The 19,634-nt window shown below is 70.8% G+C and carries 15 protein-coding genes; 5 read left to right on the plus strand and 10 right to left on the minus strand.

Annotation, left to right across the window (positions count from 1 at the left end):
* Positions 1 to 61: 61 nt before the first annotated feature.
* Positions 62 to 286, minus strand: a complete 225-nt coding sequence (locus ABT160_RS38220) for a hypothetical protein (protein WP_351653017.1) — start codon at positions 284 to 286, stop codon at positions 62 to 64.
* Here ABT160_RS38220 and ABT160_RS38225 point away from each other — a divergent pair.
* From ABT160_RS38225 to ABT160_RS38235, 3 genes are all read left to right on the plus strand, one after another.
* The gene (locus tag ABT160_RS38225; protein WP_351652968.1) at positions 285 to 1,688 is read left to right on the plus strand and encodes an amidase; all 1,404 of its coding nucleotides are present in this window, start codon (positions 285 to 287) and stop codon (positions 1,686 to 1,688) included. The two genes, ABT160_RS38220 and ABT160_RS38225, sit on opposite strands and share 2 nt — an antisense overlap.
* A gap of 83 nt (positions 1,689 to 1,771) precedes the next feature.
* A complete protein-coding gene (locus tag ABT160_RS38230; RefSeq protein ID WP_351652970.1) occupies positions 1,772 to 2,338 on the plus strand; it encodes a TetR/AcrR family transcriptional regulator in 567 nt (188 codons plus the stop codon).
* A 345-nt stretch (positions 2,339 to 2,683) separates the two neighbouring features.
* Entirely contained in the window at positions 2,684 to 3,697 is a 1,014-nt protein-coding gene (locus ABT160_RS38235; RefSeq protein WP_351652972.1) for an SDR family NAD(P)-dependent oxidoreductase, read from the plus strand.
* Positions 3,698 to 4,076: 379 nt separating this feature from the next.
* Here the strand turns inward: ABT160_RS38235 and ABT160_RS38240 are convergent, their stop codons facing one another.
* The 4 genes from ABT160_RS38240 to ABT160_RS38255 all read right to left on the minus strand — a co-directional run bounded on the left by ABT160_RS38240 (position 4,077) and on the right by ABT160_RS38255 (position 7,978).
* On the minus strand, positions 4,077 to 4,208 hold the full coding sequence (locus ABT160_RS38240) for a hypothetical protein (protein ID WP_351652974.1): 132 nt from the start codon (positions 4,206 to 4,208) through the stop codon (positions 4,077 to 4,079).
* A 41-nt stretch (positions 4,209 to 4,249) separates the two neighbouring features.
* Positions 4,250 to 5,548, minus strand: coding sequence for an aminotransferase class V-fold PLP-dependent enzyme (locus tag ABT160_RS38245; RefSeq protein WP_351652976.1), 1,299 nt, complete (start codon positions 5,546 to 5,548; stop codon positions 4,250 to 4,252).
* Positions 5,545 to 6,657 (minus strand): chorismate mutase, encoded by a 1,113-nt coding sequence (locus ABT160_RS38250; RefSeq protein ID WP_351652978.1) that lies wholly within the window; start codon positions 6,655 to 6,657, stop codon positions 5,545 to 5,547. The genes ABT160_RS38245 and ABT160_RS38250 overlap by 4 nt, the downstream gene beginning before the upstream one ends.
* A gap of 652 nt (positions 6,658 to 7,309) precedes the next feature.
* A complete protein-coding gene (locus ABT160_RS38255) occupies positions 7,310 to 7,978 on the minus strand; it encodes a TetR/AcrR family transcriptional regulator (protein ID WP_351652980.1) in 669 nt (222 codons plus the stop codon).
* A gap of 153 nt (positions 7,979 to 8,131) precedes the next feature.
* On the opposite strand from ABT160_RS38255, the gene ABT160_RS38260 reads away from it, so the two are divergent.
* Both ABT160_RS38260 and ABT160_RS38265 read left to right on the plus strand, forming a co-directional pair.
* Positions 8,132 to 8,548 (plus strand): Dabb family protein, encoded by a 417-nt coding sequence (locus tag ABT160_RS38260; protein WP_351652982.1) that lies wholly within the window; start codon positions 8,132 to 8,134, stop codon positions 8,546 to 8,548.
* Positions 8,549 to 9,115: 567 nt separating this feature from the next.
* Complete coding sequence (locus ABT160_RS38265; protein ID WP_351652984.1) at positions 9,116 to 9,919, plus strand: MBL fold metallo-hydrolase; 804 nt, start codon at positions 9,116 to 9,118, stop codon at positions 9,917 to 9,919.
* Positions 9,920 to 10,082: 163 nt separating this feature from the next.
* Here the strand turns inward: ABT160_RS38265 and ABT160_RS38270 are convergent, their stop codons facing one another.
* The 5 genes from ABT160_RS38270 to aspT form a co-directional block, all read right to left on the minus strand.
* Positions 10,083 to 10,502 carry an SgcJ/EcaC family oxidoreductase gene (locus ABT160_RS38270; protein WP_351652986.1) on the minus strand — a complete coding sequence of 140 codons (420 nt, stop codon included), beginning with the start codon at positions 10,500 to 10,502 and terminating at the stop codon, positions 10,083 to 10,085.
* A gap of 18 nt (positions 10,503 to 10,520) precedes the next feature.
* Positions 10,521 to 13,055, minus strand: coding sequence for an ATP-dependent Clp protease ATP-binding subunit (locus ABT160_RS38275; protein ID WP_351652988.1), 2,535 nt, complete (start codon positions 13,053 to 13,055; stop codon positions 10,521 to 10,523).
* Positions 13,056 to 13,711: 656 nt separating this feature from the next.
* Positions 13,712 to 16,015 carry a SpoIIE family protein phosphatase gene (locus ABT160_RS38280; protein WP_351652989.1) on the minus strand — a complete coding sequence of 768 codons (2,304 nt, stop codon included), beginning with the start codon at positions 16,013 to 16,015 and terminating at the stop codon, positions 13,712 to 13,714.
* A 97-nt stretch (positions 16,016 to 16,112) separates the two neighbouring features.
* Positions 16,113 to 17,759 (minus strand): bifunctional aspartate transaminase/aspartate 4-decarboxylase, encoded by a 1,647-nt coding sequence (locus tag ABT160_RS38285; protein WP_351652991.1) that lies wholly within the window; start codon positions 17,757 to 17,759, stop codon positions 16,113 to 16,115.
* A 110-nt stretch (positions 17,760 to 17,869) separates the two neighbouring features.
* Entirely contained in the window at positions 17,870 to 19,573 is a 1,704-nt protein-coding gene (gene aspT / locus ABT160_RS38290; protein WP_351652993.1) for an aspartate-alanine antiporter, read from the minus strand.
* Positions 19,574 to 19,634: the final 61 nt, after the last annotated feature.

The raw sequence follows: 19,634 nt of genomic DNA on the forward strand, positions 1-19,634 counted from the left end.
AGTGCACGTACAGTGCGATCGGCGTGATGTCCTCCATGCCGGTGGTCGCCCAGTTCATGAGTTACATCCAGCCCGCGACGTACGCGCCGCGCTCGCCCAGGAACTCACCCCGCACGAAGCCGCCCGATGGGCGGTACGGGCAGGACTGCCCGTACCGGAGGAACGCCAGGCCGACCTGGCGGCCACCGCCGACCACATCCGGACCGTGGTCGCGACCCTGCGCGAGCTGGACCTCCGGGACACACCGCCCGCCGCCGTATACCGCGCCGTCCCCGGGGGCCGTCATGGAACCGTATGAGCTGACGGTCTCCGCCGCCGCCGAAGCCCTCCGCGCCCGGGACCTGTCACCGGTCGACCTGGTCGACTCGGTCCTCCTGCGGATCGAGCGCGTAGAGCCGCGGACGGGGGCCTACGTCGCGGTCGTGTCCGAGAGCGTCCGCCGGGAGGCGGAAGAGGCGGAGCGCGAGATCGCCGCGACGGGGCCCCGCGGCCCGCTCCACGGCATCCCGATGGCCCTGAAGGACGTCATCGACGCCGAAGGGCTGCCCACCTCGGCCAGTTCCAGGGTCAGGGACGGACACCGGGCCTCCGCGAACAGCACCGTCGCCGCACGCCTGTCGCGGGCCGGTGCGATTCTCCTGGGCAAGACCCACACGCACGAGTTCGCCTACGGCCTGACCACACCGCAGACGCACAACGCATGGGACGAGAGGCGCGTGGCGGGCGGCTCCAGCGGCGGATCGGCCGTCGCCGTCGCGACGGGAACGGCCGTGTTCGCCCTCGGCACCGACACCGGCGGCTCGATCCGCGTCCCCGCCGCACTCAACGGAGTCGTCGGCCTCAAGCCCACCTACGGCCTCGTCCCCCGCACCGGGGTCACCTCCCTGTCCTGGTCCCTGGACCACGTCGGACCCGTCACCCGCAGCGTCCAGGACGCCGCGCTCGTACTCGAAGCCCTCGCCGGTCCCGACCCCGGGGACCCCGCCAGCCTGCCCGTGGTCCCCGGCCGCTACGCGCCCGGCGCCGGGGAGGACCTGGTCGGCATGCGCGTCGGAGTGCCGCGCAACTACTACTTCGACCACGTCGCGCCGGACGTCGAGGAAGCCGTGCGCGACGGCATCGCCGCCCTGCGGGACCTGGGCGCCCAGATCGTCGACGTCGAGGTCCCCATGACCCGTCACGTCCAGGCGGTCCAATGGGGCCTGATGGTGCCCGAGGCGAGCGCCGCCCACGCGCAGACGCTCCGTACGACGCCCGAGCTCTACGGAAGTGACGTACGCGCCCTGTTGGAAGCGGGCGAACTGGTGCTGGCCGGCGACTACGTCCGGGCCCAGCGGGCGCGGACCCTCATGCGCGACCGCTGGCTGGAGCTCTTCACACACGTCGACATCATCGTGGCACCGTCCGTACCTGCCCCCGCGGCGACCGCCGGACAGGACGGCCTCCGGTGGCCGGACGGAAGCACAGAAGCCGTGTCCGACGCCTACGTCCGGCTGTCCGCACCGGCCAACATCACCGGATTCCCGGCACTGACCGTCCCGGCGGGGCTGGACAGGGAGGGCCTGCCGATCGGCATGCAGTTCATGGGCAGGCCGCTCGACGAGGCCGGTGTGCTGCGGGCCGGGGCCGCCTTCGAGCGGGTCACCCCGTTCGGTCTCGGGCGGATCGCCCCCGGCGCTGCCGCGTAGGCACGGCACGCCGTGTGCCACGGGCGGGCTCGGTGCGCCGACTGCCCACGCTGGAAGCACCATGGCCGCGTTAAGGTGTTTCGGTGAGACCCAAGGCCACGGCCCGCCCCGGCGGGCGCAGCGCGCGCGTGCAGCAGTCCGTCCACGACGCGGTACGACAGCTGCTGGAGGAGGTCGGCAGGGACGGTCTCACCGTCCCCCTCATCGCCACCCGTGCGGGCGTCACACCCTCCACCGTCTACCGCCGCTGGGGCGACCTGCAGGAACTCCTCTCCGACGTCGCCGTCGAGCACCTCCGCCCCGAGGGCCCGCCGACGGACCACGGCAGCCTGCGGGCCGACCTGGAGGCCTACGCCGAGCAATTCCTCGAGGAAATGGCGTCGGACTCGGGCCGGGCCTACATCCGCGACGCCCTCCTGGGAGATGCCGAGGGGCCCAACGCCGGCCAGTGCTCGGCCTACGCCGCTCACCAGATCGAGACCATCCTGGGCAGGGCAGCGGAGCGGGGCGAACGCACGCCGGACCTCGAGCAGGTCATGGACCGGGTCGTGGCCCCGATCATGTACAGGATCCTCTTCCGGCCGGATCTGCTTTCGGCCGACTACTCGCGCGCGCTGGTCAGCGGTGCGCTGCAGGACGCGACGGCGTGACGCGCTGTCGGCAGGGGGCGTGACGCACTGCCGGTAGGGGCGATGCCGCCGCTGAGGGTGCGGCGGCCTGCGAAGAGCGCCCGCTGGATCGTCCCGGTGCAGAAAGGGGCGAGCCTACTGGGAGGCTTCGCCTGCACCCGGAGGGCGCCCCTCACGCGCACCTCCACTCGCCCACTTGGTTCCGTGACCGGCCGTCCGCCAGGCCCGGGCACTGTCGCCGACACGCACCGCGCCCCGACCGTGCCCCACGCCCGCCGCCGGCCCCGGTCGCACGACCCCGGGTGCCTGCTTCGGCCGTTCCCGGGCACCTGGTCCGGCGAACGCCCAAGACGAAGGAGGACCGCGATGCCCGCCCGCCCCGCACCCAGGACCCGAACCGTGCCCCCGCCGCTGGGCGGACTCTCCGCCGTGGTCACCGGCGGCTCCCGCGGCCTGGGCCTGCTGCTGGCAGACGAACTCCTGCGCCGCGGCTGCGCCGTCACCGTGGCCGCGCGCGACGAGCCGGAGCTGAAACGCGCCGCCGATCTGCTGCGCCACCGCCGTCCCGGGGCCGCGGTGCGCACGGCCGTGTGCGACGTGCGCGAACGAGAGGCCGTGGTCCGGCTGTTCGACGAGGCGGCGACCGTGCACGGAGGCGTGGACGTGGTCATCGCCAGCGCCGGGATCATCCAGGTCGCCCCGGCCGAGGACGTCGGCGCGGCCGGATTCGAGGACGCGATGGACACCGTCTTCCACGGCGCCCTGCACACCGCCCTCGAAGCCCTCCCGCACCTGCGCCGCAGCCCGGCCGGCGGACGCCTCGCCCTCATCGGGTCCGTGGGCGGACTGCTCGCCGTGCCGCACCTGCTGCCCTACTCCTGCGCGAAGTCGGCGGTCGCGGCGCTCGCCGAGGGACTGTACGGGGAAGCCGCCCGCGACGGCGTCTCGGTGACCGCCGTCCACCCGGGCCTGATGCGCACCGGCTCCCACCTGCACGCCGTGTTCGGCGGGGACCGCCGCAAGGAGTTCGCCTGGTTCTCGGCCCTCGCCGGAACCCCGCTGGTGTCGATGGACGCGCGACGGGCCGCCGACCGCATCGTCACCGCCGTCCAGCGCCGCCGCGTCCGGATCGTACTGACCCCCGCGGCACGCGCGGCGGACAAGGTGCACGGCCTGGCGCCTGTCCTCACCGCCCGCCTCAGCCGGGCCGTCGGCACGCTGCTGCCCTCCGCCCAGGGCGAACCGGACCTGCGCACCGGGGCCGACGTCGAACCGACGCCGCCGCACGGCTGGGGCGAGAAGGTCCGCGCCCTGGGCAGCGCGCTGAACGACCGTGCGGCTCACGCGTACAACGAACGCCGCCGTCCCGCGCAGGGGTAGCGCCGACCTGCGGTAGACACCCCAAGCAGCAGGCGCCGGAAGCGGTGGCCTGCCACGGCGCCCCCGCACACCAGCGCATCACCAAGGTCCCCACCCAGTGTCCAGCGCGTCGCGGTCTGGCTGGCTCCGACATTTCACCAACCTCCACGACCCGGCGTGCCAGCGCGGCCACCCGGACCTGCGCCTGGTATCCATTCCTGGCCTGCCCCGCTGACCGCTGGCTGGGCGGTGCGCCGCTGGGAGGCGCTGTCACTACGGGCCCGCGCCTTCGCGGACACCGTCGCCCGGCACTCTGCCGCACTCGATGCCCAGGCCGCCCCTGAAGCCCCGGCACGCAGGCTCACCTGGCCGACCGTAGCGCGAACAGGGCCCGGCGCGCTCAGGACATGGCCCCCAGTACCGGCGCCAGGGCGGCCACCAGGCGGGCCTCCAGGTCGCGTCGTGCTGCCTCGCTGTCGGGGTGGGCGTCGAAGCCTTCCCAGTCGGCCGCGCGGGCGGCCCACTCGCACATCGCCAGGTTCAGCGGCTCGTTTGGCGGGCTGGTGTGGAGGCCTATGTTCGGTGTGTGGTGGTGGGGGTGAGGGTGTGCAGGACGTCGAGGGTGCGGTCGATTTCGTGGTGGTTGTTGGTGATGGCGGCGGCGAGTCGGATGGTCTGGAGGGTGTAGGGGGAGGTGGCGGCTTTGATGTGGTGGCTGGCCAGGGTGGCGACGACGGATTCCGGTGAGGTGCCGGGTACTTGGAAGCAGACGAAGCCGCTGGCCAGGTCCTGGCGGGTGGGGGTGATCAGGCGGATGCCGGGCATGGCGGCGAGCTCGTGGCGCAGGCGGCCGTTGAGTTCGTGGATGCGGCTGGTGATGGCGGCACGGCCCAGGCGCTGGTGGAAGGCGGCGGTGTCGGTGAGGGCGAAGATGTTGGCGTAGTCGGTGAACCCGCCGGGGGTGATGTAGGAGGCGCGGGTGGTGGGCAGCGGCTGGTCCTGGAGCCAACAGCGGTGGAGGGTGGCGTCGATCTCGAAGGAGGGGACGGTGGGGCTCAGGCGGTGCCAGGCGCGGGGGCGGGCGTGCAGGATCCCGGTCCCGGCGGGTCCGAGGAACCATTTGTGGGCGCCGGCGACGAAGTAGTCGGCGCCCAGGCGGGCGGCGTCCTGGTCTTCGACGCCGAATCCGTGGACGCCGTCGACGAGGAGGAGGCAGTGGTCGTCTTTCTCGCGGGTGCGGTTGATGTCGGCGACGAGGTCGGCGATGGCGGGGATGGGCAGTTTGACGCCGGTGCGGGAGCTGACCCAGGTGACTCCCAGGCAGCGGGTGCGCGGGGTGATGGCGGCCTGGATCCGTTCGAGGATCTCGTGGACGCTGGCGCGGGAGGCCTCGCGGTAGAGGGCGACCTCGCGGACGGTGGCGTCGTTCTTCTCCGCGGCCCGGTGCGCCGCCTGGTGGTGGGAGTAGTGGGAGTCGCTGGTGATGACGATCTGTGAACCGGGCGGCAGGCTGAGCCCGTTGTAGAGCAGGGCGAGCCCGGTGGTGGTGTTCGGTACCAGGGCGACGTCGTCGTCCGCGGCGCCGAGGTAGCGGGCCATGGCCTGCTTGGCCTGGAGGTAGGGGCTGTCGGGGGCCAGCTCGGAGCCCATGTCGGCCAGGCTGCCCAGCAGGAACGGCTCCAGAAGGTGCGGGTCGCTGTCCAGGCGGGCTCGCCAGCGGTCCGCGGCGGCGCGGACCTGTGCGGGCGGTGACGCCAGGAAGAAGTTCGCCAGATGGATCTGGTCCTGGCTCAGGCGGAACTCACCGCGCAATGACGCCCAGTTGATGTCGGCCGAGTAGGGTGCGGCGTGCGCAACGGCGGGGGGTGTCATGCGGCGCCTCCCGTGGTGGCGAGTGCGGTGTGCGGGCAGGCGGGGTAGGAGCCGAGGTAGCGCACGTCGAAGACGTCTGAGAGCCGGGACAGCGACTGGGCGAGCTTCTCGTCGTGGATGTGTCCGCTGCAGTCCAGCCACAGGAACCGCTCGCGGTCGGACTGGGCGCCGTGCAGGCGTGAGTGCATGCGCACCATGGGCACGCGGGCGGAGGCCAGTTCGGTGACGACGTGGGAGAGCTGGCGTCCCTGCATGCCGACCACGACGCTGGTCAGGTCCTGGCCGCTGGGCGTGGTGGCGGCAGCGGCCCGCACGCGTACGAAGCGGGTGTGGGCGCTGTGGGGTGCGAGCAAGTCGGGTGCCAGGACCTGCAGGCCGTAGCGTGCGGCGGCGGCAGGCGAGCAGATGGCCGCGTTGTGGACCCGTCCGGGCCGGCCCAGGGTCTCGGCCGCCTCGGCGGTGGAGGAGGCGGGCTCGAAGACGGCCCGGGGCAGGTGGGCCTCCAGCCAGCCGCTGGTCTGTGCGAACGCCTGCGGGTGGGTGGCCACCACCGCCACGTCGTCCAGCGCGGTGCCCGGCCGGGCGGCCAGGACGAACTCCACTGGCAGCCACACCTCGCCGGTGATCGTCACCGGCTGCCCGAGGGCAAGCTCGTCCAGCGTCTCGATCACCGCCTCGCTGTGCGAGTTCTCCAGCGGCACCACCGCGTCCGCGACCTCTCCCTCACGGACCGCCTCCAGAGCGGCGGGCACCGAGGGCAGGGCCACCCGCTCACTGGCCGGCACACCGCCCAGCGCGTCCAGCGCCACCTCGGTGAAGGTCCCCGCAGGACCCAGGAAACCGTGCCGGCCACCGCCCACGGCAGCAGCCGCCTGCCCCCGGCACGCCTTGAGCACCAGACACCCCAGGTCACGGCCCACCACCGGGCCCAGGGCCCGGCTGTAGGTGTGGATGATCTCCGCCTCACGCGCCAGGTCCAGCCGACTGCCGCCCGCCGCGACCCGTGTCGTCTGGATGCCCGCGGATATCGCCGCGCGCTCCTGGACCAGACGGATCAGCCGCGCGTCAAGCGCGTCGATACGAGCACGCGCCGGGCTCGCAGCGTGCACGGCAGAGGAAGGTGTCCCAGTACGGGCAGGCATGAGTCTTCTCCTCACAGCAACCAGCAGTGGCATTTCCGCAAGGCCCGCCGCCGCGCAGCGGCACCTTGAGCGGAGGAATTACCCCCAGGTCAACCACATCGAGTGGTCTTGACCGTCCACCACTCTGGCACGCAGCCCACACCCCAGCCACCCGAGGTCACCGACCTCGCACACTCCGCAATGACGTGCTACGGGCGTCGCCCAGTCTCCTCGGCGAGCGGTCACAGTACGTGTCTGGCGGGCCGGCCTCACTGCGGGGCCTTCGTGTGGCCCCCAAGCTGTTCAACCTGGAGATGCGCTATCCGCTGGTGCCTTGCGGCAAGACGGATGCTCCATGGCCGCAGCCGTCACGGCTGCGGCTGCCGCCAGCGCAACGGCGGCCCAGACCGCGGGGGCGAGGGAGCGGCTGAGCCTGCTGAGCGTGCGACGTTCGCGAGAGGTCATGACTTGATCGTCCCCGTCCGGGAGCCGCCGCGAATGAGGGGCGACCCCGAGATCTCCTCGATCCTCAAACGGAGTTGATGCCCCCGACACGCTGGCCTGAGAGTCGCCGACGTGAGCCATCCGAGTGCCCTCCTGGCGCCCGTGGGGGCCGGCTGCCCACTGTCGGTGATGGGTCCTACGGGGTGTGGGCCCGGCCGTCCGTGCCGTAGGCCAGCAGGAACGTGTCGACCGCCGACGTGGCGATGCTTCTGGTCTCGGTGGCGCTGACGGTACGCGTCCCGAGCCGTGACCGAGTCTCCATGGGCCCGGTGAGGAGGGCCAGGAACTGCTCCGCCGCACGCGTCGGGTCCGGGGTGCGGAGCCTGCCGTTGAGCGTGAGGCGCGCGAACCGGTCGGCGAGGGCTTCGCCGAGCAGCCCGGCCGTCTGCCCCTGGGTGACCTCGACGATGTCGGGGAAGGCGGCGAGCTGAGCGTAGGTCAAGGCGCGTAGCGCGCCCGCACGTTGACCGCAGCACACCTTCAGCAGCCGGTGGCCGACGTCCTCGAAGGAGCGCCTCAGGTCGTCGCCGGGGTCGCGGAGGCGCTCGACGACGGCGAGGTTCTCGGCCATCACGAGGTCGGCGGCGGCCGCGAGGGCGTGCCGGAAGAGGTTCTCCTTGTCGCCGAGGTGGTTGTAGACGGTCGGCTTGGCGACCCTCGCTTCCTGGGCGATCTCCTGCACGCACGCCTGCGCGTACCCACGGCGCGCGAACACGGCGAACGCGGCTTCGAGGATCGCCTGCCGCTTGTCGATGCGCCCCCGGGGAGCGGGCCGGCCTGCGGCCGGCGTCGTTGCTGCTGTCACGGAGGCAGGCTACTCGGCGGTCAAGGTCAGTTGAACCTATTGGTTCATTCTTGCGAACCGCTGTACGTCGACGCATCGGAACACTATTTTGAACTAGCTGGTTCAAGTTTCCATCTGTGCGGCACCCGTCGAGACCCGGGAAGAGGACAGCGGATGATCGTGAACACCCTGAGGTTCAGCTTCAAGGACGGCACATCCCCGCAGGACCAAGAGGCCGTGCTCGCCGCGATGCGCCGCACGGCGAGCACCGAACCGGTCGTCTTCGGCTCCGTGGGCCGGTACATGGGCGACCCGGGCGAGGGCTACACGCACACCTACTGCGCGGCCGTGGCCGACCTGGAGGCCCTTGAGCGCTACATGCACGAGCCAGTGCACATCGACGGTGACTGGGTGATCATCCCGCACTTGCAGAAGCTCGCCGCGTTCCGCTTCTCCGACGACCCCGCACCCGACCTCGACGCCAGGATCCAGTCCCTGCACGTCCGCAAGGTCGAGATGTATCCCGAGTGGGGCCGACTGCTGGACGCCATTCCGGGCGCACAGGGCTCGTTCGGCGACGGGACCGGGTGACTGGTCCGTGTGCGGGGCCCCTGACCTCATCGACGGCTGCCTCGCAGGACTCACCCTCACGCGCCACCCGACCACACACCGAAGAGATCGGGAGGAATCACTGAGTGGAGCCGGCGCCAACGCCATCGCTCCAGGGGTCGGGTGCAGGGTGAGACAGAGTGTGCTCGGGACGATCCCGCTCCCAGACACGTCATCCGTCAGGAGCGGTTTCGATGTCGCTGGGATGAACGCCCAGGGCTCACCGGCATGATCACGCACGGCCACTCGCTGAAGGCGTTCCTCCCTCGGGGGTGGCGTCCTCAGACAGGTAATACAGATGTGCCTGGGGTTGCTCTGGGATGTCGTGCTTCGTGGATGGGTGAAGGCGAGCCCCCAGCACAGTCGAGCCGTTCCCTGCGTCGAGGACAGTTGCGACGGCCTGCCGGGGGAGAAGACCGCCGGCTCGGCTGGCGGACTCCCCGTCTACGGGGCTCAGGCCATCACTACTTCCGACAGCCGCACCAGCCTTGCCCGCGGCAGCAGTAGAAATCATCAAACCCTGTGGATCATGTGTTCTACGATCCCCGGATGAGTGATGAGGTTCTTCGACTTACGGTCCTGGGGTGCGCGACGCCGTACCCGAGCGTGGACAACCCGTGCTCGGGCTACCTGGTGTCGTGTGGTGACACCCGGATCTGGGTGGACGCGGGGAGCGGGACGCTCGGCCCGCTGCAGCGGCACGTGCGGCTGGACGAACTCGACGCGATCTGGATCTCCCACCTGCACGCCGATCACAGTGCGGACCTGCTCACCGCGTACTACGCCGCCCTGTACGCGGACATCCGTCTGGCGGCGCCCATTCCTCTCTTCGGCCCGCCGGGCATCGCCGACCGGCTGGCCGGGTTCCTCACCAACACGTCGACCCGCAGTCCGGTCGAATCCGCCTTCGCCATCACCGAGTTGTACGACGGGCACCAGGCGGCCGTCGGTTCGCTGCGGCTGACCAGCCGGGCGGTGGCGCACGGCATCCCGGCGTTCGCCGTGCGCGTCGAGGCGGCCGGCGGGTCGCTGGTGTACTCCGGGGACACCGCGCCGTGCCCGAGCCTCACTCAGCTGGCCCAGGGATGCGACGTACTGCTGTGCGAGGCCGAGAGCGCGCAGGCGCCGGCCGAGGGTGACCAGGTGCACCACACTCCCGAGGACACCGGCGACACCGCCCGCGCGGCCCGGACGGGGCGGCTGATCGTCACGCACGTCGGTCGCTTCCTCACTCCCCAGCAGGCGGTGGCCCGCGCCTCGGCCCGGTTCGACGGTCCCGTCGACTACGCCGCCCCCGGTGCCACCTTCACCATCGGTCAGGCCACGACCGCCGCGGTGCGCTCGTCGAGCTGACCGTGTTCGCAGCGGGCACCGGCGCTGACCAGGGCGATGAGATGAAGTCCCGTGTGCAGCGGGCACTGGCCTTGTCCGCGTGTGCGTGCCAGCGTCCGTGGACAGGCCGCGGGGGGCGAGGTGAGCCGTATGGTTCACCCGGCGCCCCGCGGCACTTGTCAGGTCACGCGTCGAGTATCTCCGTGTTCTGGCAGGCGACCAGGCGCCAGTTCCCCTCCTCCTTCGCCATGACGTAGAGCGGCGTGCCCGGGTTCCCGATGGGCTGGCCATCGAGGGTGAGGTACTGGGCGTGCACCTTGACGGCGGCGACGTCGGGGCGGATGAACAGCACGTCCACCACCTCGTAGGTGGCCGTCGCGTCCTTCATGGCGCCGGGAAGCACCTGCTGGGTGAAGGCCGCTATCTCGTCGCGCCCGGTGAGGCGCTTGCCGTGGCCCGTCGTCCAGATCGCGTCGCTGCGGAAGAGACCGACGAACTCCTCCACGAGCTCGTTCTGCTGCGAGTGCTCAAGCGTGGCGATCACCTTCTTCAGCGCCACGATCTCGGCTTGCCGTACCTGCTCATCGATCACGGTTGCGTTCATGGGAGCCAGCATTCAACCTCAACCATGCCTGAGATCAAGCGTCTTCAGAGGAGGCTCCGTGGCAGGTGACCGTACGGAGACGGTGAGGGCGTCGTCCACGACGTCCGCGACCAGGGTGTCGCCCGCGCCGGCCTCGCCGCTGAGCATCAGCGAGGCGAGCCGGTTGTCGAGTTCGGTCTGGATCGTCCGGCGCAGCGGGCGGGCGCCGAACTCGGGCTGGTAGCCGTGCGCGAGAAGCAGCTTCCTCGCCGCGTCGGAGACGTCGAGGGTCATGCGCTGCGCGTGCACGCGCCGCTCGCTGCCCTGCAGGAGCAGGTCGACGATGTGCTCCAGATCCGTCCCGGTCAGGGCGTGGAAGACGATGATGTCGTCGATCCGGTTGAGGAATTCAGGCAGGAAGCGGCCTCGGAGGTCCTGCATGAGGTCGTCCTTGACACCGGCGGCGTCGCCTTCGTGCGCCAGGATGCGCTGGGCCCCGATGTTGGACGTCATGATCACGACGGTGTTGCGGAAGTCCACGGTGCGTCCTTGGCCGTCGGTGAGCCGTCCGTCGTCGAGGACCTGGAGCAGCGTGCCGAAGACGTCGGGGTGGGCCTTCTCCACCTCGTCGAAGAGCACCACGCAGTACGGCTTGCGCCGGACCTTCTCGGTCAGCTGACCGGCGTCCTCGTGGCCGACGTATCCGGGCGGAGCCCCGACGAGCCGGGAGACGGTGTGCTTCTCCTGGAACTCGCTCATGTCGAAGCGGATCAGGCGGTCCTCGTCACCGAAGAGCAGCGCTGCCAGGGCCTTGGCGAGTTCGGTCTTGCCGACGCCCGTGGGCCCGAGGAAGAGGAACGAGCCGACCGGGCGGCCGGGGTCGCCCATGCCGGCGCGGTTGCGGCGTACTGCTTCGCAGACGGCGGTGACGGCTTCGTCCTGGCCCACGACCCGGCTGTGCAGGGCCTGCTCCAGGCCGAGGAGGCGTTCGCGTTCGTCCTCGGTGAGCTGGGCGACGGGGATGCCCGTGCGACGGGCCACGACTTCGGCGATGTCGGCGGCCGTGACCGCGACGACACCCTCCCGGCGCTCGGTGATCCCGGCCAGTTCGCCTTCGGCGTCGGCGATTTCCCGCTGGTACGCCGATGCCCGCTCGAAGTCCTCGGCGGCGACGGCCTCGTCCTTCTCCCGCCGGAGCTTGGCGAGTTCGTCCTCGCGTGCGATCACCTCGGTCGAGCGGCTCAGCGACTTCAGGCGCGTCCGGGCACCGGCCTGGTCGATGAGGTCGATGGCCTTGTCGGGCAGGAAGCGGTCGCTGATGTAGCGGTCGGAGAGCTCGGCCGCGGCCGCCAGGGCGCCGTCCTCGTAGCGGACCTGGTGGTGCGCCTCGTAGGAGTCGCGCAGGCCTTCGAGGATCCGCACGGTCTCCTCGACGCTCGGTTCGGGTACGACGACGGGCTGGAAGCGGCGTTCCAGTGCCGGGTCCTTCTCGACGTAGCGACGGTACTCGTCCAGGGTGGTGGCGCCGACGACGTGCAGGTCGCCGCGGGCCAGGGCGGGCTTGAGCATGTTGCCCGCGTCCATGGCGCCCTCGCCGCCTGCGCCCGCGCCGACCACGGTGTGCAACTCGTCGATGAAGACGATCACTTCGCCCTCGGCGGCGGAGACCTCCTCGATGACGTTCTTCAGGCGTTCCTCGAACTGGCCCCGGTACTGCGCCCCGGAGACCAGCGCGGAGAGGTCGAGGGCGACGACGCGCTTGTCCTTGAGGATGGTCGGCACCTCGTCCGCGACGATGCGCTGGGCGAGGCCCTCGACGATCGCGGTCTTGCCGACACCGGGCTCCCCGATGAGCACCGGGTTGTTCTTCGAGCGCCGCGAGAGGATCTCCACCGTCTGCTCTATCTCCTCCGCCCGCCCCACCACCGGATCCAGCCGGCCCAGCCTGGCGTCCTCGGTCAGGTCGCGGCCGTACTCGTCCAGGGTGGGCGTGGTGCTCTGCTTGGCCAGGGCCGGTGAGATGCCGGACCGCACGTCGGAGCGTGCTGCCGTGTCGGTGAGGCCGCGCAGCCGGTCCGGGGCGAGGTCCTGTGCCACCAGCAGCCGGGCGGCGCCCGTGTCCGGGTCGGCGAGGAGCGCGCTCATGATGTGTTCGGGGCCGATGTAGGAGGCTCCGGCCCGCTGGGAGCGCTCGTAGGCGTGCAGGAGCGTCCGCTTGGCCGCCGGGGTCATACCGGGCCGGGCCGAGGGGGTGGCGCACTCGCCCGGCAGGGCCCGGGCGACCAGCTCTCCCAGTGCCTGCGGATCCGCCCCGGCCTGGGCGAGCAGCGTGCGCGTCGGCTCCGACTGCGTACAAGCCCACAGCAGGTGCTCGGTGTCGAGGTCGGTGCTGCCGTCCTCGACGGCGCGGGTCGTGGCGAGTCCGATCAGTTCCCTCGCCGACTCGGTGAGGAGCCGTCCGATCGGAACGCGCTGGACCGCGGGCGGTGAGGTGAGCGGTGAGGTGCCGAAGAACCGGTTGAGGATCTCGTGGAACGGGTCGGGGGAGGCGAAGTCGCCGAACGACATGGTCATGAAGGTCTCCGAGAGTGCGCGAGGTGGTTCGTACTCGCGCGAGGTGGTTCGTGCTCGGTGGGGTGCGGAGCGCGGATGGCAGGGCCGGCGGGGCGTGGCGGCGGAGGTGCCTGTGCCGTCGCCCCTCCGGCTGTGTGCGGTCGGGGCGGGGAGCGGGCGGCCCGGCGCCCGGGGCCGCTGCGCCTGGCAGTCGGTCCGCCTGGGTGCCGTACGGCCCGGTCGGGTTCGGTCGAGGAGCCCGGGTCCTGCTCTCGCGCGCCCACCCAGGACGCCGGCCGGCAGGCGTCCCGTGTGGCGATACGGGCGCTGCGAGAGGTCAGAACACGGGCCATGAGCGGGATTCCCTTCCGGTCGGGGCCGGGTGGCCCTCGGTTCGGTGCGTCCTCATCCGCTCTTGCAGGTATACCAGATCGATACCAGATGAATCTATTGTGTATCGTCCCGGATTTGTACGAAGTGGTACGCAGGTGCAGGCGTGGTCCGCTGATGAGACACGCCGATCCAGCTGCGGCACGAACTGCCGCACGAAGCCACGGCCCTGCCCCACTTCGTGGCCCGCTCCACTGCCATCCGCGCGGTGGTGAGGCCTCAGGCCGGGACGCACGCGCGAGGGCACGGCCGGTGGCACGGCGAGCGCTTCGTGGTCGAAGCGCCCCTCAAACCTGGCTCTGGTAGGCCTGCTCCGGCCGTTGGTCACTCTGGCACCGGCGCAGAGCGATCAGGGCGATGTCGTCGGTGAGGGAATGGGTCCACTGCTGGGAATCGGACAGGAGGCGGCTCACCAGGAGCGACGGGTCGTCGGTGCGCAGGTCGCGCAGGCGCGTGGTGAGGGGGTAGAAGGCGCCCAGGGCGTTGCGGGCTTCGGTCAGGCCGTCGGTGTACAGGAGCAGGACGGTGCCGTGGGGCAGGTCCAGTCGGGCGGGGGCGGGCGGCGAGTCCGGATCGAGGAACCCGCAGCCCAGGGGCAACAGGGGCGGCAGGTCCACCTCGCTCACCTCGCCGTCCGGGCCGATGGCCATCGGGGGCAGGTGTCCGCAGTTGAGGGCGTTGAGGTGGGAAGCGTCGTCGGGGAGTTCCAACAGGATTGCGGTGGCGAAGAGTTCGCTGTCCCGACGGGTCTCCGCAGCGCGGGCGAGGTGGCGGTCGAGTCGGGCGGTGAGCTCGGCGAGACTGGCGGTCTCGTGCGCCAGGCTGCGGAAGCAGCCCAGGACGTCGGTGACGGTCTGTACGGCCTGGAGACCTTTGCCCCGGACGTCACCGAGGAGGACGCGGGTGCCGAACGGGGTGTGCGCCACGTCGTAGAAGTCGCCGCCGATGCCGGTGTCCGTGGTGGCGGCCCGGTAGAGGCCGGCCAGTTCGAGGCCGCCCACCCGGGAGGGCAGGGGACGGAGCACGGCGTGCTGCAGAGCGGTCGCGGCCGCCAAAGTGTGGGCCAGCCGGTCGGTCTGCCGGCGACGGGCCCACACCGCGAAACCGATGGCGGCACCGATCAGGAGGAACGTGGCCAGGGCCAGCGGGCGCTGGGCGTGGGCGCGATCGCTGACGGTGGCGACCAGGAGGTACTGGGCCGCAGCCGCCAGGGGGACGACGACGGCCGCGGCGGAGTGTCCCAGCACGACCGCGGCAACTGCCAGGACGGCGACCGTGATCCACAGCAGCTGGTGGTTGACGGTGGTGCGGGTGGCCTGCGTGATCGCTGACGCGTAAGGGGTGCTGGTGACCGCCGCACCGCCGAGCAGGATCGCTGCCGGATAGGCGACCACCGCTGATCCCCGGCTGCGGGCCGGAAGCCCGGCCAGGAACTGGGCGACCCACGGCACTTGCGGGAGCGTGATCCCGAAACCGATCACGGCGGACAACAGCGTCGTCACGGAGATGGTGTGCGGAAGGACGAACAGCAGTGCCATCCCCAGGGCGGCGAGGGCGAACCCCAGCGCGGAAGAGGTACGGGTCTTGAGGGCTGCGCGCAGCGCGTACAGCCCGGCGGCGGTGAGCCCGATGCCGAATCCTGCCCAGGCCAGCAGACTGTCCCACTGGCCTGCGGTTTCGCCGGTGAGCGGTACGAACAGGATGATGGCCAGGGCGGTCTGGCCGAACCCCCACACTCCTCCCGCCATCACGGCCGGCCCCCTCGCCGATGCGAAGGCCGAGCGGCTCAGCGGCATGGCGGTGCGCCGCAGCCGGAACTGTTCAGAGGGTGGGGCGGTGCACAGGACGGCCGCGAGCAGGGCCACGGCGAGGAGCAGTACGACGTAGACGTCCAGCCGGTCGCTGAGCGGAGAGGCCTGCAGGACGCCGCCCAGCAGGACGACCAGCAGCCCCCCGGCGCGGTAGAGGGGCGGCGCGGCAGACGGAAAGGCGGAGCGCGCTGTCCGGGGCAGGAACCGAAGGGCGGCGAGGAACAGACCTGCTGAGACGAGCAGCGGCACCGCCTCGGCGGCACGCCATCCCCCTACGGCCTCGGCAGCCCGCGCCAGCAGCACGCCGACGAGGTGGACTGCCGCGAGAGCGGCGAATGCCGCGCCGGCGACCCGGCACAGGCGCCCCGTCAGGTGCAGGAAGGGCGCCGACGCCAGGTACCCGGCCACCGCGCCGGTGAGCCCGCCACCCTGCACGGCCAGGCCCACCGCGTACCACCCCGGACCCGTCGCCGACACCAGCAGGGCGCTGCCCGCGCAGCAGGCCAGGAGCGAGCCCAGGACGACGCGCCGGGCACCGTGAACGTCGGAGGTCCGCCCCGCCCAGAAGAGCCCCGCCAGCGACGAGCAGGTGGACGCCGTACGTGCGAGCGACCACGCGTGGTCGTCCATGCCCAGGGCGCTGCCGACCGGGCCCGTCGTGATGGTGTGCAGATTCGGCACCAGCACCGCCAGCGCGAGCCCGGCCATCAGGACCAGGCGGCCGGTGCGGCCCGGCCCAGCCGCATCACGCATCTCGCCTTCGGCACGTCTGTCGGCCACGGCTGCTTCCTCGTTGTTCGGTCCATGACGGCGCTCCTCGCCGACAGCGGCCCCGGTGGGCGACTCGCCGCGCTTGCTGGCGGCCGGGGTGATCCGCTCAGTTCTTGCCGGCCCGCCATTCCTCGGCGTACTGGTCGAAGACGGTCCGCAGGTGGTGGCCGATCTTGAGGTAGTCGAGGTCGTCGAGGTTGGCCAGGGAGACGCGTACGGACCACTCCGGGCCGTCGAAGCCGCCGCCGTTGAGCAGGACCACCGAGGTCTGCTCGGCGAGGCGGAACAGCGGGTCGACGGGCTCGTAGGTGTTCCGCAGGAAGTCGGCGAAGTCCTTGCCGTGGACGCGCTCGGCCTCGGCGAGGAGGTCGAGTTCGATGTAGTAGGCGGCGCGGCCGGCGTCGTCGCTGATCTTCATCTGGGCGCCTTCGAGGAGGAGGTCGAGGCGCCGGTGCACGATGTGGCGGAGCTCTTCCTTGTAGGCCTGGCCCTCGTCGAGCATGTCGAAGAGGGAGAACAGGCTCATCATGACCTGTTGCGGCAGCGAGAGGCCCGCCGTGTGGTTGAGGGCGACGCAGCGCGAGTCGGCGACGAGGCGGTCGATGAAGCGGATGTGCTCGGGTTCCAGGGTGAGCGTGCCGTAGCGCTTGGCGAGGCGGTCCTTCTGGGCCTGGGGGAGGTCCGCGATCATCTCGTCGATGACGTTGTCGTCGTGCAGGCCGATGACGCCAAGCCGCCAGCCGGTGCAGCCGTAGTGCTTGGAGTAGGAGTACACCAGCAGCGTGTTGCGCGGGACGTCGGCGGCGATGGAGCGGAAGCCGGGCACGAAGGTGCCGTACACGTCGTCGGTGACGATCAGCAGGTTCGGGTTGGACGTGTCGACGATGTGCTTGATCTGGCCTGTGACCCGCTCGCTCAGTGCCAGCGACGGCGGATTGGAGGGGTTGACGATGCAGACCATCTTCACGGCGGGGTCGGCGAGCTTGGCGACCTCCTCCTCGGGGTAGCGCCATTCGCGTACGCCGGCCTCCGAGAAGAGGCTGGCCTTGACGTCGACGACCTCGAACTCGAAGGTGTCCAGCTCGGGGATCTCGATGTACGGGGTGAACACCGGGGTCATCAGGGCGATCTTGTCGCCCTTCTTGAGGATCCCGTTCTGCATCAGGGAGTCGAAGATGTAGCACATGGCGGCGGTGCCGCCCTCGGTGGCGAACAGCGACAGGTTGTCGGCCGGGGGACGGCGGTCGAACATCTCGTCGCCGATGTAGCCGCGCACCACCTGCTCCGCGTGGACGAGCATCCGGTCGGGGACCGGGTAGTTGTCACCGGTGATCGCGTCCGTCAGCTCGTGGACGTAGGCGTCGCGGTCGAATCCGAACCGCTCGACGGCCAGGTCCACGCACCTGTCCAGCATCTCGACGCCGGGCAGTTCGGGGTGGCGGCGTATCCAGGAGTCGAAGCGGGCCGCGATGTCCTTGTTCTCCGGCATGCCGCCGAGGTTGTCGGCCGTCCACACCCGCCGTGACTCCTCCAGCGCGAAGTACCCGAGCGCGTAGAAGGCTTCGCGGGGGCCGGTGGCGATCCAGTTCGGGTTGCCGCGGCCCGCGTTGAGCATGGCACGCGTAGTGGTGCCCTTCTGGCCGGGCTGGTCCTCTTGGACGGCGGTGGCGATCTGGATGAACTTGTCCTTCAGCTCGAAGGGGGAGAGCTGGGCGAAGGAGCGGATCTCCTCGCGGGTGAAGCGGGTCTTCACAACATGCTCCTGGGGTGCGGAGTGGGGTGGGGCGGGGTATCGGGCGCGGGGCGAGGGGGAACGGCGTTCCGGCTCGCTGCGGCGGGGGAGAGGGCTTGTGGGCGGCGGCGTCAGTGGTGCAGGAGGACGATCACAGCGCCCCAGATGGTGAGCAGCACGTTGGCCATCGCGTAGGGGACGGTGTAACCCAGAGTGGGGATCTGGCTCTTGGAGGACTCGTTGATGGCGCCGATGGCCGCGGTGGTGGTCTGTCCGCCGGCCAGGACGCCCATCAGGATGGGGAAGCGGATCTTCTGGATGTGATGGCCGACCAGGAACCCGACGATGAGCGGGATGACGGTGGCGATCGCGCCGAAGATCAGCAGCCCCCAGCCGGCCTGGGACAGACCGGAGGTGAACGAGGGTCCGGCATTGATGCCCACGACGGCCACGAACAGGCACAGCCCGAAGGTGTCCATGAACCACTGGGCGCCGGGCGGGACGTTTCCGAAGGTCGGGTACTTGCCGCGGATCCAGCCGAAGACCAGGCCCATGATGAGCGCGCCGCCGGAGGTGGACAGCGAGATCGGGATCCCGCCGGCCTTGAGCGCCGGGATGCCGATGCAGCCGCCGAGGAAGATGCCCAGGCCGATCCAGATCATGTCCGTGGCGAAGGAGGTGGGGACGGGCTTGCCGATGGCCTTGCCCGCAGGATCCACCAGCCGCTTCGGGCCGGACAGGATCAGGGTGTCACCGCGTTCGATCGTGGTGGAGAGACGGAAGGGGAACTCGGCGCCGGAGCGGTAGAGCTTGTCGATGTAGACACCGACCATGAAGGGCTCCTTGCGCAGATCGGCGATGGTGCGGCCGAGTTGCTTCCCCTTGGAGGCGACCACGTGCAGGGTCTGGGTCCGGTAGCCGAGCAGCTCGACGTCATCGGCCTCGGTACCGATGTGGGTACGGGCGTCGAATGCGACCAGGCAGCCGCGCAACGCGGAGACCGCGAGTACGTCGCCCTCGGCGAGAGCGGTGTCCTGCGTGTGCTCCAGGATGGTGCCGGAGCGCCGGACGCGGGTGATGAAGATCCGTCGGCCGAGCGCCTGTTGCTGCTGTTCGAAGTCCTCGATGGTGCGCCCGATGAGGTCCGGGTGGCTGAGGGTGTAGGCCCGCAGGACGATCCGGTAGTAGCCCTCGTGGAGGTCGGGGTCCTCTTCGGTGGCGTCCATCTCGGCGGCGAGCTCGGCAGACTCGGCGGCCAGGTTGCGGCGGTAGAGGCGCGGGATGATCGAGGAGAGCAGGATCGCGGCGAGGATGGTGCCGAGCGGGTAGGTGACGGCGTAGCCGATGGCGACCAGGTTGGACTGGTCCTTGACCTGGTCCAGTCCCAGGTGCGGGAGGCTGGAGATGGCGTCCCCCGCCACTCCGATGACGGCGGACTGGGTGAGGGCCCCGCCGAGCAGGCCGGCGGAGAGGCCGGGGCCGTAGCCGAGCACGGCCGCGAACCCCCAGCACACGAGCAGGCCGGTGACGCAGACGACGACGGCGTTGATGACCTGGGGGAGGCCGTCCTTCTTGAGGCCGCGGAAGAACTGCGGGCCGACCTTGTAGCCGAGGGCGAAGAGGAACATCGTGAAGAAGAGGTTCTTCACCGTTCCCTCGATCTGGACGCCGAGTTGGGCGCCGACGATCAGGCCGACGACGAGGCAGCCGGTCACGGAACCGAGTGCGATGGCCTTGTAGCGGACCTTCCCGATGAGGAAGCCGAGGGCGACCGTCAGGAAGACGAGTAGTTCTGGGTGGGGGGTGAAGATGTTCCGGCTGAGGAAGTCGATCATTGGGCTGGCCTGTGGGGTTGTGTGTGGGTTTCCTCGGTCGGCACGGTGCGTCCGGTGAGCG

The organism is Streptomyces sp. NPDC001941, assembly GCF_040296945.1.
In the GTDB taxonomy this organism is placed as follows: Bacteria; Actinomycetota; Actinomycetes; order Streptomycetales; family Streptomycetaceae; genus Streptomyces.